Here is a 14,866-nt window from a genome sequence, read left to right on the forward strand (position 1 = left end):
TGAAGCCAAGCGAATCTGAAAAGGAGTGAACATGGCCAGAACCGCCTATGTCACCGATTTAAAATCCCTGCAGGGCGAATGTAGCGCCAACTATATGCGCATGATTCGCTTGGTAGGCGATATGGAAAGCGGCCAGCAGCGCGATATCGCGCTGCATGGCGACGACCAGCATTTCGGCGATTTACATCTGAAAATTTTAGAGCAAGCGCCTTACACTACCATGGTGGAAGTAACTCAGAGCGGGCCGCTGGATGTGGTTATTGAAGGCCCCAGGATGCGTGTGCACCTTTACCATGATGTGCGCATGGCAGAAGTGACTGATTTTCAGCGTGAGCGCCACTTTAGCGGTCGCTACCGCTATCCGAATGCCAGAATGCACCAGCCAGACGAGAAACTGCAGCTTAATCGCTTTCTGGGTGAGTGGTTGGCCCATGGCTTAGCTCATGGCCATGCCTATGATATGCCGGAGCTACCCTGATGCGGTTGGTTCAAATTACCGATGCACACCTGCATGCCGATAAAACAGCTCGTTCACGAGCGGGCATTCCTTGGCGGCAGTTTGAATGTGTCCTGGACGCGGTCGTCGCTGAGCGGCCGGATATGGTCGTGTTTAGCGGTGATGTGAGCCAAGACGAAACGGCTGCCTCTTATGCATTGGCACGTCAGGCGATGAACTCGTTGCCATGTCCATGGGTGTGGATTCCTGGTAATCATGATCAGCTAGCATTGATGCAAGCAGAGCATCCGCTGGTGGACGAGGTTGATCTAACCCAGTGGCGTTTACTGCTTCTTGATACGCAGGTAGCAGGCCAGCCGTATGGCGAGCTAGGTGCCGAGCGCTTAGCCGCACTGGCGCAGCGTCTGGAAGAGGATGATCGCCCGACTTTGATTGTGATGCATCATCCGCCTGTGGATGTGGGCGCTGTATGGATGGATGCGATTGGTCTTCAGGACCGCGATGCATTTTGGCAGCTGTTAAGCCATTACCCTCAGGTTAAGATTATTTTGTTTGGTCATACCCACCAAGCCTATGCCCAGCAGCATAAGCTTGCGGATACCAAAATTAGTGTTTACGGCTGTCCTGCTATTGCTGACCAGTTCTTGCCCGGTGCTGAGCAGTTTGCAATTGACGAAGCGTCGCGGCCTGGCTATCGAGTTATTGACCTAAATGGCAGTGATTGGCAGTCCTGGGTGGAACGCGTTGTTATCTAATGACACGTAGGTCACGATCCTTTTAGGCAATAAAGATATAAAAAGATAGTTATTAATTCTTTTGGGTTATTATCAGCTCGGCGTTACCCTACTCTCAAATAACCGCCTTTGGCAACGCTGCCGCTAGGCGGTAAATAGCGTTTGCACGTGCAAGCACCGTTTTGTGAGGGAGTAGGTAATGAACCAGTTTTCTGCGCCGTCGGCGTCCCAGCATGAGGTGCCTATTGCACCTGATGCGGCACGTTTGACCCACCTGAAGCAGCTAGAAGCTGAATCCATCCATATCATCCGGGAAGTGGCCGCTGAGTTTAGTAACCCGGTAATGATGTACTCCATCGGTAAAGACTCTTCGGTGATGCTACATCTGGCGCGTAAGGCTTTCTATCCAGGTACACCGCCATTCCCATTGATGCATGTGGACACCACCTGGAAGTTTCGTGAAATGATCGCGTTCCGTAACCGCATGGCAGAAGAAGCGGGGATGGAGCTGATTGTGCATACCAATGAAGAGGGGCGGGCTGCCAATATCAACCCCTTCGACCACGGTAGTGCCAAATATACCGATATCATGAAAACCCAGGCGCTGAAGCAAGCGTTAGATAAGCATGGCTTCGATGCTGCCTTTGGTGGCGCGCGGCGTGATGAGGAAGCCTCACGGGCTAAAGAACGTGTCTACTCTTTCCGAGATAAATACCATCGCTGGGACCCGAAGAGCCAGCGTCCTGAGCTTTGGAATGTGTATAACGCCAACGTTAATAAGGGCGAGTCAATTCGCGTTTTCCCGCTGTCGAATTGGACAGAGCTGGATATCTGGCAGTACATCTATCTTGAGTCGATTCCGATTGTGCCGCTTTACTACGCCGCCAAGCGTCCTGTGGTTGAGCGTGATGGCATGCAGGTTATGGTTGACGATGACCGCTTGCCCTTGGCGCCAGGTGAAGTGCCTGAAGAGAAGTTTGTGCGCTTCAGAACGCTGGGCTGTTACCCACTGACCGGTGCGGTGGAATCAACGGCGGCCACGCTACCCGAGATTATTCAAGAGATGCTGTTGACCAAAACCAGCGAACGTAGCGGCCGTGCGATCGATCGCGACCAGGTCGGTTCAATGGAGAAGAAAAAGCGCGAAGGCTATTTTTAAGGAGTAGGTCTAATGGCTCATCAATCTAATTTAATTGCTGACAATATCGAGCAGTACCTTCACGAGCACGAAAACAAAGACCTGCTGCGTTTTATCACTTGTGGCAGTGTTGACGACGGAAAGTCCACGCTGATCGGACGCCTGCTGCACGACTCTAAAATGATCTTTGAAGATCAGCTGGCGGCAATTACCCAAGCGTCTAAAACCAGTGGTACTACCGGTGATACGGTTGATTTGGCGCTGTTGGTGGATGGCTTGCAGTCAGAGCGAGAGCAGGGCATTACTATTGATGTTGCTTACCGTTTCTTCTCTACGGAAAAGCGTAAATTCATCATTGCGGATACCCCTGGGCACGAGCAGTACACCCGCAATATGGCCACAGGCGCTTCAACGGCCAGCTTGGCGATTATTTTGATCGATGCCCGTTATGGGGTGCAGACTCAAACCCGTCGCCATAGCTTTATCGCCGATTTGCTAGGCATTCAGCACTTGGTGATTGCGGTTAACAAGATGGACTTGGTGGACTTCTCCGAGCAGCGCTTCAATGAGATTGTGGATGAATACCGCGCCTTTGCCACCAACCTAAGTGCGCCGGATATTCGCTTTGTACCAATGTCAGCACTAAACGGCGACAACGTGGTTAACCCAAGTGAGCAGTCACCATGGTATTTCGGTGCGGGTTACGAGGGCAAAACGCTGATTGAGCTGTTGGAAAGTGTCGAAATCAGTCGTGACCAAAACCTCACTGATTTACGTTTGCCGGTTCAGTACGTTAATCGTCCGAATCTGGATTTTCGTGGTTATTGCGGCACCTTGGCGGCAGGCGTTTTGCACCCAGGCCAGGAAGTGAAAGTGCTACCATCGGGTAAAACGTCACGGGTTGCCCGAGTGGTGACGTTTGATGGCGACTTAAGCGCTGCTTACCCAGGTCAGGCAATTACCGTTACCCTGGAAGATGAGATTGATATTTCCCGCGGTGATTGGATTGTTAGTGCAGACGCTGACTTACCACTTTCTAATGCATTTATGGCGGATATCGTATGGATGCATGAAGATGCTCTAACACCGGGTAAGCTTTATGACTTTAAGCTCGCCACCCGCGATCTATCGGGGCAGGTAAGTGGTATTGAATACCAAATTGACGTCAATACGCTCGAAAGACATGCCACGGATTCACTGGGCTTAAATGCGATTGCGCGCTGTGAGGTAGAGTTAACGGCGGCAATTCCCGTGGATGACTATCGCACAAGCCCTGGTACCGGCAGCTTTATCATCATCGACAGGCTGACCAACGTAACGGTTGGCGCTGGCATGATTCGTGGCACTGCCGATGCCCGCGAGCAGGTGAGTGGCGCTACCGATTGGGCTGCCTTTGAGCGTGATTTGAACGCGCTAGTGCGCAAGCATTTTCCGCATTGGGAAGCGAAGGATGTGCGCGACTTGCTGCGCTAGCAGGGAGTGTTAGCAAATACGGTTAGCAGGCACGTTATCTGAAGTTAAAAAGCGGCCTGGGTCCTTGTGACTCAGGCCGCTTTTACTTATAAACAGCGCTATGGTGGGTTAGAAGACGACTGCGCATTAGGGAAGAAGAGCGGTTGGCCGTTGACAGTAAAATCGGCAATCGCTTGCTGGCCTTCTTCAGACACTAGCCACTGGTGCCACTGAGCCGCTAAATCGTGCTTCAAGTGCGGGTATTGCTGTTCAGAAAGTAGCAGGCTGCCGTACTGATTAAATAGCGCATTGTCGCCTTCAAATAAAAGCGTTAAGTCTTGCGGGTTTTTAAACGCCACCCAGGTTGCACGGTCAGTGAACGTATAGGCATTCATGCCTGCGGCGGTGTTTAGGGTTGGTCCCATACCGCTGCCTAACTCCCTATACCATGCCCCTTGGGGAGTCACCTCTGCATCTTTCCATAAACGCAGTTCGGCACGGTGGGTGCCACTATCATCTCCTCGGGATGCAAAGGGTGATCCACTTTGCGCAATGTGTGCAAACGCCTCGGCGACGTTGGCACTACTGCTAATGTTTGCGGGGTCATCGCTGGGTCCGACTATTACAAAGTCGTTATACATGACGTCCAGGCGCTCGCTGGCGTAACCATCGGCAACAAACTGTTCTTCACTTGCCGTGTCATGTACTAGCAAGCTGTCAGCATCTCCACGGCGCGCAATTTCAAATGCTTGTCCTGTGCCAACGGCGATGACACGTACATCAATGCCCGTGGCGTTGGTGAAGGTGGGAATAATTGCCTCAAATAGACCTGAGTTTTCGGTCGACGTCGTTGATGCAAGGACAATGAATTCCTCGTTAGCGAGCAGCGAGGCGCTCCACGATAGGCCCAGTACACTTGAGGCTAAACAGCGAGCGGTGACCAACGTGGTGGTTTTGTTCATCGGGTAGCTCCAGGGGTTACCAAACAAGTTCGCCGCGCAGAAAGGCTTCCGCTTGTGTGGACGCAGGTGTGTTAAAAAAGCGGTAAGCGGGCGTGTGTTCTAGCACTTGGCCGCTATACATAAACACCACCTCATCGGCTAAGCGGCGGGCTTGATGCAGATCGTGGGTGGTCATAATGATGCGTGTGCCGTTCTGATGAAACTCATTGACCGCATCTTCAACTGCTTTGATAGCGGCGGGATCTAAGGCAGCGGTAGGCTCATCTAGAAATAATACGGCAGGGTTAAGTAACCAAGCACGAGCAAGCGCAAGGCGCTGCTGTTCGCCACCGGAAAGCACCCGGGCAGGGCGCTTGGCAAGCGCGGCTAAACCAAATTTATCAAGTGCCTGCTTGGCCAAAGGTTTGCGTTGCCGGCGGGGTACCCCACTGACCGACAGGGCATAGGTTAAGTTATCAATTGCCGAACGGCGTAGTAGCACCGGTTGCTGAAACACCATGGCCTGGGCGGGCGGCTCTCCTTGCCAAGTAACGCGGCCATTGCTCGGGCTTAGCAAGCCGTGGGCCAAACGCATTAACAAGCTCTTCCCTGCGCCATTGGGGCCCATAATGATTGTGCGCTGGCAGCCTGAGAGTGACAGTGTGGTGGGGGCGAGCAAACGGTTGCCACGGTGCGCAAAGCTGACCTGTTCAAAATGCAGCGTGGGTACGGTCGTCATAAGGGACGGTGGAAAAACCGACGCGTTCATCCTAGCCGCCTCTTAGCCGTTTCACTGACCGTGTGAGCTAATCCATTAATGAGCGTGACAAGGCTAAGCAGTACTATGCCTAATCCCAGCGCGAGGGGCAGGTTGCCCTTACTGGTTTCCAACACAATGCTGGTGGTCATGACGCGGGTGACGCCATCGATATTGCCACCGACAATCATCACCGCACCGACTTCCGCGCTGGCGCGGCCAAAGCCTGCGAGTATCACGGTTAATAGTCCGAAGCGCGCGTCCCACAGCAGCGTGGGCATCATCCGTAGCTGATTCAGGCCAAGGGAGCGCAGCTGTTCGGCGTACTCGTTGTGAAGTGTCTCTACCTGTTGGCGAGTAAGGGCAGCAATAATCGGGAATACCAAAATGACTTGCGCAATGACCATGGCCGTTGGCGTAAACAGCAGCCCAAACTGACCTAGTGGCCCCGCGCGGGAAAGCAGCAGATAAACACATAGGCCAGCAACTACTGGGGGCAGGCCCATTAGTGCATTAAGAATCACAATCAAAAGGTTACGACCTGGGAAGCGCCACAGGGCGAGCGCGGCGCCAAATGGAAGCGCCAGTAGGCTGGCGATTAACACCGCGATCAGTGATACCTGCAGCGACAGTATCACAATAGTGATGAGGCTCTGATCCATTCCTAGAATCAGCGCAAACGCTGTAGAAAAAGGGTTATCACTTGCAGACATAATGTCTTGCACCAACGTTCTTGTTATTCAGCATCGTTTTTAACAACCGACATCATGTGTATTTATTCACCTTAACGTGCATTAGCTAGCATAGTGTACGCAAAATTGACGTAATGCACCTTAGGGTGAAACGTAGGTAGCTATAGGCGGCAAATTGGGCCAGCGTGGTTGTGTTAGGCCAGCGGTTTAAGGGGTCCTTGTGCTTACCCACGAGGAGCGCTTTGCTCAACAGGTGGGAGGGTTTCAAGGCTATATTGTGAGCAGCATAGGAGCAGTATTGTATAACGTCTAAGCGCACGGTTACTTGCTTTTTTGGACATCTTTGCTTGACGATAGTACAAGATGCGCCACACTGGGTAGGTGTTGTAGATGTCTCGATCATCACGAAAAGGAGAGCATGATGAAACAAGCACTAAATGGCAAACGAGTGGCTATTTTGGCTACTAATGGGTTTGAGGAGTCTGAGTTAAGTGTGCCTCGCGCTGCCTTACAAAAAGAGGGTGTTGAGGTACATGTTGTTTCTGTTGACGGTAAAGCTATTCGGGCTTGGGCAGAAACAGACTGGGGCGATACGTATGAAGCTGACACATCATTAGCTGACGCCAACGAATCTAACTACCATGCGTTGGTACTTCCCGGCGGTTTATTTAATCCTGATGAGCTTAGGCTTAATGAAGATGCGCTTGCCTTTGTTAAAGCTTTCTTTCAAGCGGGCAAACCAGTGGCTGCAATTTGTCACGCCCCCTGGATATTAATTAACGCAGAGTTAGTAAAAGGTCGCAAAATGACCTCTGTACCTAGCGTAGCCCAAGATTTGCGCAATGCTGGTGCTAATTGGGTTGACGAATCTGTCGTTGTGGATAGCGGGTTAGTCACTAGCCGGACACCAAAAGATCTAGATGCGTTCAACGCTAAACTGCTGGAAGAGCTGCAGGAAGGTCGTCATTCAGGTCAGCACGCTTAATGGCGTGGTATCACCAGTGGGCAAGCTTTGCCAAAAGGCTTGCCCACGTTATTGCAAAACCGATGAAGCGGGACAGTGGGCATGGGGGGATGATGGTGCATCCTTACCGTGGCTACGGCTCCCAGCAAGAAGTGTTTGTGATGGGGCGTGTGTTTCGCCAGGCCGCGCTAGGCCGTGCGATACCACGTCGAGGTATGTTGCGAGACACCGCCGATGTTGCTCGGCGTATCTTTCGACGCGGCCTTGCCAATGCCAAAGTAGACATACGCATTGGTGAAAATCAGCTGTGTTTAACCACGGACCGCGATGGCTATTTTGATGCCCACTTACCGATTAGCACCGCCTTGCCGGTTGATATTTCCTGGCATCGCGCCGATATCATGGTTCATGCAGACGGCCATTTACCCATCCGAACTAGTGTTGAAGTTTACGTCCCGCCTCCCGAAGCAGATCTGCTGGTTATCAGTGATATTGATGATACCGTCATGTTTACCGGTGTTGCTGAAAAACTCAAAATGCTGTACCGCTTGTTTGTCCGTAAACCTCATCGTCGCACGGCTTTTCCCGGGGTGGCATCGCTTTATCAGGCGCTGTATCGAGGGCAAACAGAGAAAGCTGAACGCCCTATTTTGTATGTTTCCCGAGGACCCTGGGCCATCTATGAGATGCTGGAAACCTTCTTTCAGCTTAACCGTATTCCTGTGGGGCCTATTCTATTCCTACGCGAGTGGGGGATTTCTCTGCGCCGCCCCTGGCCACGGCGGGCTGAAGCGCATAAGCGTGATTTGATCGACCGCATGTTAGCGCTCTATCACGATATGCCGTGTATTTTGATTGGCGACAGCGGCCAGCACGACCCAGAGGTTTATACCGAGGTGGTAAAAGCCTATCCCACGCGAATCAAAGCTATCTATATTCGCCGAGTTGATAAAGATCCTAAACGGGAGCAGGCAATTCAGCGCTTACGCGCTGAACTTGCCCATACCGATTGCGAACTAGTGCTTGCCGCTGACAGCATTTTGATTGCTGAACATGCCCACGCTAAAGGTGACATTTCTGCCAGAGGGTTGCAGGCCGTGCAGCGGGATGTAGAAGCGCATCACAATGAACCCGAGTAGTTAGCTCAATGTGAGTGCGACTGTTTTGTGGCCATGGTAAAACTAAACACTTGTTAATGGGTCGTTAGATTAGGTTCTTCATCAGTGGTGAGTGTGACCATGTTCATTGTGTTAATCGTGTTGGCGTTGGCGATTTTTATTTTGCCCAATTTATGGGCAAAGTGGGTATTAAAACGCCATACCCGTGGGCGGGATGATTACCCTGGCACTGGCGCGGAACTTGCCGAGCATCTTTTGCGTCGTTTAGGTGTTGAAGGCGTGAGCGTTGAGCGTACCGAATTTGGCGATCATTATGATCCTGAATCGCGCTGTGTGCGCTTAACCCCCGACCATTATGATGGCCGTTCGCTCACAGCGGTGACCGTCGCTGCCCACGAGGTTGGGCACGCTATTCAACACCATGAAGGCTACGCTCCCCTGCTAGCCAGAAGCCGCTTGGTTCAAGTAGCGCAAAAGGCAGAAAAGTTGGGTGCTATTTTAATGATGGCCGCGCCCTTTCTGTTTGTGCTTACCAGGCTGCCTGGTGGGCTGGCAGTGGTCATTGCGATGGCGGTGATCAGCTTTGGCACCGCCGCACTGGTCCATCTAGTGACGCTACCCGTCGAGTTCGATGCCAGCTTTAACCGCGCGCTGCCGCTGCTGAAAGAGTACGTGCCTCCCTATGACATACCCGGTGCCCGCCATGTGCTCACCGCCTGTGCATTTACCTACGTGGCTGCCTCATTGGCCAGCGTGATGAATCTTGGCCGCTGGCTGGTGATCTTAAGAAGATGAAGGTCTATTGGCTCAACAACCGTCAGCACTAGGTTGGCGAACTAATAACGGAGGCGGGCTTATTGGCAATAATGACTGCTCTGCGCGGAGCAGGGTAGCCTTCAATGGTGCGGGTTGGATCGTTGGGGTCGAGAAAATCCGCAAGCGACTGATAAGTCATCCACTCGGTTGAGCGTTGCTCTTCCAGTGTGGTTACTGCTTCGTCGACCACGCGCACATTGGTAAAGCCACACCGTGTAAGCCAGTGGCAGAGTGCTTTTGAAGAGGGCAGGAAGTAGACATTAGGCATTGCTGCGTAGCGTTCGCCGGGCACAAACACGGTTTGCTCATCGCCTTCTACCACCAGTGTTTCCAGCACGAGTTCGCCACCGGGCGCGAGCGCCTCTTTTAACTGCTGTAAGTGCTCAAGAGGTGAAGGGCGATGGTAGAGCACGCCCATGGAAAATACCGTATCGAAAAAGGCTAGCTTTTCCGGTACATCCTCAATGCCGACTGGCAGAAACTGGGTGCGTCCGCCGTCGGCTTCACCAACAAAGTGGCGCACTGCTTGAAACTGCCAATAAAAACGTGGTGACGGGTCTATCACCAACACAAAGGACGCCCCTTCACCAGCCATACGCCAGGCGTGGTAGCCGCTGCCACCACCAACATCCAATACCTTACGGTATTTAAGCGGCGCAAGATGTGGAGCAACTCGTTGCCACTTCCAGTCGGAACGCCATTCGGTATCAATCTCAATGCCGCCTAATCGAAAGGGCCCTTTGCGCCAGGGCGAAAGCTTACGCAAAAGGTTAAAGCATTGGCGCTTCTGGCTATCGCTCAATGCAACATCAATGCTGACTGTATCGCTGGTGAGGTCGACATGGCGTTCCTCTGGCAGTGCAGGCAGTTTGGCAACGGCTTTCTCCCAAGCAGAGAGGTCGCCGTGGCGCTGGCGGTCTAGCCCGTTTGCCAGCTGTTCTGGCAGTTTGGCAAGCCACGGCGTCAGTGTGGCGTCCTGGCTGGCTTGGTCTAGAAAAGCTTGGTAAAGCACGCGATGGTCATCGGGTAACAGCGCCACCTTAACCCTCCTTAAAGGCAATTAGCGAGGTAAAGTTCAAGTACTGAAACCACGTCATCGAACGGGGAAAGCCTGCTTGGGCTAAACGGCCATGTAGGGCGTCGAGCGTATCGGGAATCAGCACGTTTTCAAGCGCTGTACGTTTTTGGCTGATTTCCATATCGCTGTAACCGTTGGCGCGCTTGAAGTCATGGTAGCGCTCAACACGCCAAGCGTTGTCTCGCTCATCGGCATCAATGGTTTTTTCCGACAAAATCAGTACGCCGCCGGGCTCAAGGGCATCAAAAAGCCGCTTCAACAGCGCATCGCGGTCAGCAGGTGGCAAAAACTGCAGGGTAAAATTGAGAATAATCATGCCAGAAGGCACATACTCAAGGGTGCGTATGTCAGCTTCTTCAACCTGCATGGCATGGTCAGGGCACTCTTCTAAAAACGTTTGCTTGGCCCTGGCCGCCATGGCGGGTGAAAGGTCTACCCCGGTATAGCGAAAGGCATCGGCGGGAAGTGCCCCAGCCAGCGCTAAGCCTGATGCGCCTAGCGAGCAACCCAAATCGTAAACATGCGCACCATGACGTAGGTGGCGCTGGGCAATTAAGCTCAACATGCCGAGAATTTGCCCATAACCAGGCACTGAACGGCGGATCATATCAGGGAAGCAGGCAACAACCTGCTCGTCGAAGGAGAACCTTGCCACCTTATCTAGGGGTGTTGAAAAGATAGCGTCGCGGTAAGATGCATCACTCATGGGCAAGCCAGGATTATTAATGAGGCTGCGTAGTTTACGCGCCCTTGTAAGACCAGAACAGACCTGTTTATAACAGATTACTGCTGCACGGAATGACGCCACAGGAGAGGGCATATGGCTTCAGCAACACGCACGACTCCCGATACGCTACCTGCATGGCAGACGTTGAAGCATCATGCTGAAGCGCTGCGGCACGTCCACTTAAAGAACTTATTTGGTGATGACGACAGTCGCTGGGTGAATTTTACGCGTCAGGTAGCAGGCCTGACCTTAGACCTATCCAAGCAGCGCTGGGACGACGATACGCTTGAACATTTACTCGCACTAGCGCATGAGGCGGGTATGCCAGCAGCAATTGACGCGCTGCTAAGTGGGAAACGGGTCAACGTCAGCGAAAATCGACCAGCGTTACATACGGCTTTGCGCTTACCCGCAGATGCCTCCCTTGAAGTAGAAGGCGAAGATGTGGTGGCGTCGGTTCATGACAGCCTTGCCCAGATGGAGTGCTTGGTGCAGCGGCTGCAGGCGGGCCAGTGGCGCGGTGCAACCGGTAAGCCGATCCGCCATGTGGTGAACCTGGGGGTGGGGGGATCAGATTTAGGCCCACTCATGGTCACCCACGCATTAGCGGACTACCGCCCCAAAGGGAGGCATCCGTTGGAGGTACACTTTGCGTCCACCATGGATGGCTCTCAGCTGGCAGATTATTTAAGCCGTTTTAATCCAGAAACCACGCTGTTCGTTTTATCGTCAAAGTCGTTTACCACCATCGACACGCTTTCCAATGCTAATACGGCTAAAGACTGGCTATTAGGAAAGCTATCAGCTCACGGTGATCTACCGACCGCTGCGCCATTAAGTGCTGAACTAATTGTTCGTCAGCACTTTATTGGTGTGTCGGCGAGTCCCGAGAAAATGAGCGAATGGGGTATTACCTCGGATCATCAGCTGATGTTTTGGGACTGGGTCGGCGGACGCTACTCCTTATGGGGCACTATTGGCCTCCCGATTGCGCTTGTGGTGGGGATGGATAACTTTCGTGAACTGCTGGCAGGCGCTCATGCCATGGACTGCCACTTCCGCGATGCGCCGATGGAAGATAATCTGCCCGTGTTGCTGGGACTCGCCGGTATCTGGAACGTTAATTTTCTGGATATCCGCGCCCATTCGATACTGCCTTACGACGGACGTTTAGAATACTTTGCTGCTTATCTTGAACAGCTAGAGATGGAGTCCAACGGCAAGTCGGTGACCCGCCAAGGTCAGGCGGTGAACTACTCGACCTGCCCGGTGCTGTGGGGGCAGCTAGGCCCTAATGCGCAGCATGCCTTTTATCAGCTGCTTCACCAGGGCACCCAGCCGGTGGTTTGCGATTTTATTGCGCCGCTGAAGCGCTATGATGAAGTCGAAGATCCTGATACCCGCCGTCATCTTAAAGTCCAGCACCGGCTAGCGCTGGCTAACTGTTTTGCCCAATCGCGGGTGTTGATGCTGGGGGATGACGCCCTCGACGATGAAGGCCCTCGCCCTGAGCACAAACGTTATCGTGGCAACCAACCTTCTACGACGGTGCTGCTGGATAAGTTAACGCCCTTCACCTTGGGTGCGCTGATTGCTCTATATGAGCACAAAGTATTTGTTCAGGCGGTCATTTGGGATATCAACCCGTTTGATCAATGGGGGGTAGAGCTGGGTAAGAAAATTGCCACCGATACCCAGGCGATTATCGATGGTGAAGGCGATATTTCGCGCATGGATGCCTCCAGCCGTGGCTTGATTGGCGCGTTTTGGGCATCAGAACAGGAGTAACGCCTTATTCTGATTGTCATGGCTGGATATACAGCTTTTTGCTTTTCCGCTATCCTGTGTTCTTTTGTAAGCCGCCCACGGGCCGTTGCAATGCGATGGCTCGGTTCAATATTCTGCGCGGCTGTTAGCGCTATTTTTCAGGGACCGACGTTACATGACCCAGTTTGATGCCTCCCAGTACGGCGCGAGTTCCATCGAAGTCCTGTCAGGGCTCGAGCCGGTGCGTAAGCGTCCCGGTATGTACACCGATACTTCGCGGCCTAATCACCTCGCTCAAGAGGTCATTGACAACAGTGTTGATGAGGCCCTTGCGGGGCACGCCACGGCGATTAGCGTGGTGTTGCACAACGACGGGGCCATTGAAGTTCAGGACAATGGCCGCGGCATGCCTATCGACCTGCACCCTGAGTACGGGGTGTCGGGTGTCGAATTGATTTTTACCAAACTGCACTCAGGGGGGAAGTTTTCTTCCTCTAGTTACCGTTTCTCAGGCGGTCTGCACGGGGTTGGCGTGTCGGTGGTGAACGCTTTATCACGTCGCCTAGACGTTGAAGTTACCCGCAATGGTGCGCGCCACGCGATGGCGTTCGAGTTTGGTGAAAAAGTTGAAGAGCTGCATGAAATTGGCAAAGCGGCCAAGAAAGCAACCGGCACGTTGGTGCGCTTCTGGCCAGATGAAAGCTATTTCGACAGCCCGAAGCTGGCGCTCTCTAAGTTAAAACATTTGCTACGCGCCAAAGCGGTACTGTGCCCTGGGTTAAAGGTGACCCTGGTAGAACCCGACGGCACAAAAACCGAATGGGCCTATGCCGACGGCCTGCGGGACTACCTGGCTGAAGCCACCGATGGCTATGAGGTGGTACCCAATGAGCCCTTTGTGGGCCATTTTAGCGATGACGAACATGGCGTTGACTGGGCGATCCAGTGGTTACCTGAAGGTGGCGAAACGCTGTTGGAAAGCTACGTAAACCTGATTCCCACGCCCCAGGGTGGCACCCATGTAAACGGCTTTCGTTCAGGGCTGTTAGACGCATTGCGGGAGTTCTGTGAATACCGCAGTTTGCTGCCCCGTGGCGTTAAATTAACTGCCGATGATTTATGGGAGCGAGCCTCTTTTGTGCTCTCGGTTAAGATGCTTGACCCCCAGTTTGCCGGGCAGACCAAAGAGCGTTTGTCGTCGCGCACCATTGCGGGCTTTGTCTCAGGCGTGTTGAAAGACGCCTTTTCGCTGTGGCTGAACCATCACATCGAACAGGCTGAACGGCTGGCGGAACTGGTGATCAGCGCTGCCCAGCAGCGTCAAAAAAAGTCTAAAAAAGTTGCCCGTAAAAAGGTCACTTCCGGCCCCGCGCTGCCTGGTAAATTAGCGGATTGCTCCGGCCAAGACCCTGCGCTAAGCGAGCTGTTTTTAGTGGAAGGCGATTCGGCAGGCGGCAGTGCTAAGCAGGCGCGTAATCGTGAAACCCAGGCCATTCTTCCGCTGCGTGGAAAGATCCTCAACACTTGGGAAGTCGAGACCCACGATATTTACGGCTCTCAGGAAGTGCATGATATCGCCGTGGCGATTGGCGCGGACCCTGGCAGTGCAGACCTTGAAAAGCTGCGTTACCACAAAGTCTGCATTCTAGCGGATGCAGACTCTGACGGTTTGCATATTGCGACGCTGCTGTGTGCCTTGTTTGTCAGGCATTTCCCCAGCTTGGTGGATGCTGGGCACGTGTTCGTAGCCATGCCGCCGCTTTACCGAATCGATTTAGGTAAAGAAGTGCACTACGCCCTGGATGAGAGCGAAAAAGCTGCGATTCTCAAACAGCTGGCGAAAAAGCGCGGCACACCTAACGTTCAGCGCTTTAAGGGTCTGGGCGAAATGAGCCCGCTACAGCTGCGTGAAACTACCATGGCTGTGGAAACCCGCCGCTTGGTTCAGCTAACCCTGGAAGAGGGCGACGGCACCATGGAAATGATGGATATGCTGCTAGCCAAAAAACGCGCCGGTGACCGCAAAAAGTGGCTGGAAGATTACGGCAATCTTGCTGATGTAGACGTGTAGTTACCCCATAGAGAGGTCATCAGCCTCATTGTAACGACCAGAGGCGTGAAGCCAACTTGTCAGGCAGACGTTAACAGGCATTATTACAGTGCCATGCTATTTGGCCGATAGTTGAATTAGATAGCTTATTACATACTAAGACGCGTAAAAAACG

14 protein-coding genes are annotated in these 14,866 nt (G+C 53.0%); 9 read left to right on the forward strand and 5 right to left on the reverse strand.

All coding sequences use genetic code 11. The features are described 5' to 3' along the window. The first annotated feature begins 31 nt into the window (after positions 1 to 31). The 4 genes from M0220_RS14295 (at position 32) to cysN (ending at position 3,802) form a co-directional block, all read left to right on the forward strand. On the forward strand, positions 32 to 478 hold the full coding sequence (locus tag M0220_RS14295) for a DUF1249 domain-containing protein (protein ID WP_030072115.1): 447 nt from the start codon (positions 32 to 34) through the stop codon (positions 476 to 478). Continuing rightward, on the forward strand, positions 478 to 1,212 hold the full coding sequence (locus tag M0220_RS14300) for a phosphodiesterase (protein WP_264018043.1): 735 nt from the start codon (positions 478 to 480) through the stop codon (positions 1,210 to 1,212). Before M0220_RS14295 ends, M0220_RS14300 begins: the two co-directional genes overlap by 1 nt. Before the next feature lie 178 nt (positions 1,213 to 1,390). Continuing rightward, positions 1,391 to 2,350: a sulfate adenylyltransferase subunit CysD gene (gene cysD / locus M0220_RS14305; protein ID WP_264018044.1), complete on the forward strand. Its 960-nt coding sequence runs from the start codon at positions 1,391 to 1,393 to the stop codon at positions 2,348 to 2,350. A gap of 12 nt (positions 2,351 to 2,362) precedes the next feature. Beyond that, positions 2,363 to 3,802: a sulfate adenylyltransferase subunit CysN gene (gene cysN / locus M0220_RS14310; protein ID WP_264018045.1), complete on the forward strand. Its 1,440-nt coding sequence runs from the start codon at positions 2,363 to 2,365 to the stop codon at positions 3,800 to 3,802. Positions 3,803 to 3,900: 98 nt separating this feature from the next. On the opposite strand, the gene M0220_RS14315 is transcribed toward cysN, so the two are convergent. From M0220_RS14315 to M0220_RS14325, 3 genes are read right to left on the reverse strand one after another with little or no spacing between them, the layout of a single operon-like run. Continuing rightward, on the reverse strand, positions 3,901 to 4,743 hold the full coding sequence (locus M0220_RS14315) for a substrate-binding domain-containing protein (protein ID WP_264018046.1): 843 nt from the start codon (positions 4,741 to 4,743) through the stop codon (positions 3,901 to 3,903). Between the two features lie 16 nt (positions 4,744 to 4,759). Beyond that, positions 4,760 to 5,491, reverse strand: a complete 732-nt coding sequence (locus M0220_RS14320) for an ATP-binding cassette domain-containing protein (protein ID WP_264018047.1) — start codon at positions 5,489 to 5,491, stop codon at positions 4,760 to 4,762. Then, positions 5,488 to 6,192, reverse strand: a complete 705-nt coding sequence (locus M0220_RS14325; protein ID WP_264018048.1) for an ABC transporter permease — start codon at positions 6,190 to 6,192, stop codon at positions 5,488 to 5,490. The genes M0220_RS14320 and M0220_RS14325 overlap by 4 nt, the downstream gene beginning before the upstream one ends. 400 nt (positions 6,193 to 6,592) lie before the next feature. On the opposite strand from M0220_RS14325, the gene M0220_RS14330 reads away from it, so the two are divergent. The 3 genes from M0220_RS14330 to M0220_RS14340 all read left to right on the forward strand — a co-directional run bounded on the left by M0220_RS14330 (position 6,593) and on the right by M0220_RS14340 (position 9,048). Beyond that, positions 6,593 to 7,156 (forward strand): type 1 glutamine amidotransferase domain-containing protein, encoded by a 564-nt coding sequence (locus M0220_RS14330; RefSeq protein ID WP_030072131.1) that lies wholly within the window; start codon positions 6,593 to 6,595, stop codon positions 7,154 to 7,156. After that, entirely contained in the window at positions 7,156 to 8,274 is a 1,119-nt protein-coding gene (locus M0220_RS14335; RefSeq protein WP_264018049.1) for an App1 family protein, read from the forward strand. Before M0220_RS14330 ends, M0220_RS14335 begins: the two co-directional genes overlap by 1 nt. A 99-nt stretch (positions 8,275 to 8,373) precedes the next feature. Then, positions 8,374 to 9,048, forward strand: coding sequence for a zinc metallopeptidase (locus tag M0220_RS14340; RefSeq protein ID WP_264018050.1), 675 nt, complete (start codon positions 8,374 to 8,376; stop codon positions 9,046 to 9,048). Between the two features lie 28 nt (positions 9,049 to 9,076). On the opposite strand, the gene cmoB is transcribed toward M0220_RS14340, so the two are convergent. Together cmoB and cmoA are read right to left on the reverse strand one after the other, a co-directional pair. Then, positions 9,077 to 10,108 carry a tRNA 5-methoxyuridine(34)/uridine 5-oxyacetic acid(34) synthase CmoB gene (cmoB, locus tag M0220_RS14345; protein WP_264018051.1) on the reverse strand — a complete coding sequence of 344 codons (1,032 nt, stop codon included), beginning with the start codon at positions 10,106 to 10,108 and terminating at the stop codon, positions 9,077 to 9,079. Between the two features lies 1 nt (position 10,109). Next, a complete protein-coding gene (cmoA, locus tag M0220_RS14350; RefSeq protein ID WP_264018052.1) occupies positions 10,110 to 10,853 on the reverse strand; it encodes a carboxy-S-adenosyl-L-methionine synthase CmoA in 744 nt (247 codons plus the stop codon). 114 nt (positions 10,854 to 10,967) lie between these two features. Here cmoA and pgi point away from each other — a divergent pair, with 114 nt between their 5' ends. After that, positions 10,968 to 12,662, forward strand: a complete 1,695-nt coding sequence (gene pgi, locus M0220_RS14355) for a glucose-6-phosphate isomerase (protein ID WP_264018053.1) — start codon at positions 10,968 to 10,970, stop codon at positions 12,660 to 12,662. Positions 12,663 to 12,816: 154 nt separating this feature from the next. Continuing rightward, entirely contained in the window at positions 12,817 to 14,712 is a 1,896-nt protein-coding gene (parE, locus tag M0220_RS14360) for a DNA topoisomerase IV subunit B (RefSeq protein WP_030072143.1), read from the forward strand. The last annotated feature ends 154 nt before the right edge of the window (positions 14,713 to 14,866 follow it).

It is taken from the genome of Halomonas qinghailakensis (genome assembly GCF_025820815.1).
GTDB lineage: Bacteria > Pseudomonadota > Gammaproteobacteria > Pseudomonadales > Halomonadaceae > Vreelandella > Vreelandella qaidamensis.

Bases quoted from the DNA above. Each gene is read 5' to 3' on its own strand.
- M0220_RS14295 (WP_030072115.1), top strand. From the start codon at position 32: ATGGCCAGAACCGCCTATGTCACCGATTTAAAATCCCTGCAGGGCGAA.
- M0220_RS14300 (WP_264018043.1), top strand. From the start codon at position 478: ATGCGGTTGGTTCAAATTACCGATGCACACCTGCATGCCGATAAAACA.
- cysD (WP_264018044.1), top strand. From the start codon at position 1,391: ATGAACCAGTTTTCTGCGCCGTCGGCGTCCCAGCATGAGGTGCCTATT.
- cysN (WP_264018045.1), top strand. From the start codon at position 2,363: ATGGCTCATCAATCTAATTTAATTGCTGACAATATCGAGCAGTACCTT.
- M0220_RS14315 (WP_264018046.1), bottom strand. From the start codon at position 4,743: ATGAACAAAACCACCACGTTGGTCACCGCTCGCTGTTTAGCCTCAAGT.
- M0220_RS14320 (WP_264018047.1), bottom strand. From the start codon at position 5,491: ATGAACGCGTCGGTTTTTCCACCGTCCCTTATGACGACCGTACCCACG.
- M0220_RS14325 (WP_264018048.1), bottom strand. From the start codon at position 6,192: ATGTCTGCAAGTGATAACCCTTTTTCTACAGCGTTTGCGCTGATTCTA.
- M0220_RS14330 (WP_030072131.1), top strand. From the start codon at position 6,593: ATGAAACAAGCACTAAATGGCAAACGAGTGGCTATTTTGGCTACTAAT.
- M0220_RS14335 (WP_264018049.1), top strand. From the start codon at position 7,156: ATGGCGTGGTATCACCAGTGGGCAAGCTTTGCCAAAAGGCTTGCCCAC.
- M0220_RS14340 (WP_264018050.1), top strand. From the start codon at position 8,374: ATGTTCATTGTGTTAATCGTGTTGGCGTTGGCGATTTTTATTTTGCCC.
- cmoA (WP_264018052.1), bottom strand. From the start codon at position 10,853: ATGAGTGATGCATCTTACCGCGACGCTATCTTTTCAACACCCCTAGAT.
- pgi (WP_264018053.1), top strand. From the start codon at position 10,968: ATGGCTTCAGCAACACGCACGACTCCCGATACGCTACCTGCATGGCAG.
- parE (WP_030072143.1), top strand. From the start codon at position 12,817: ATGACCCAGTTTGATGCCTCCCAGTACGGCGCGAGTTCCATCGAAGTC.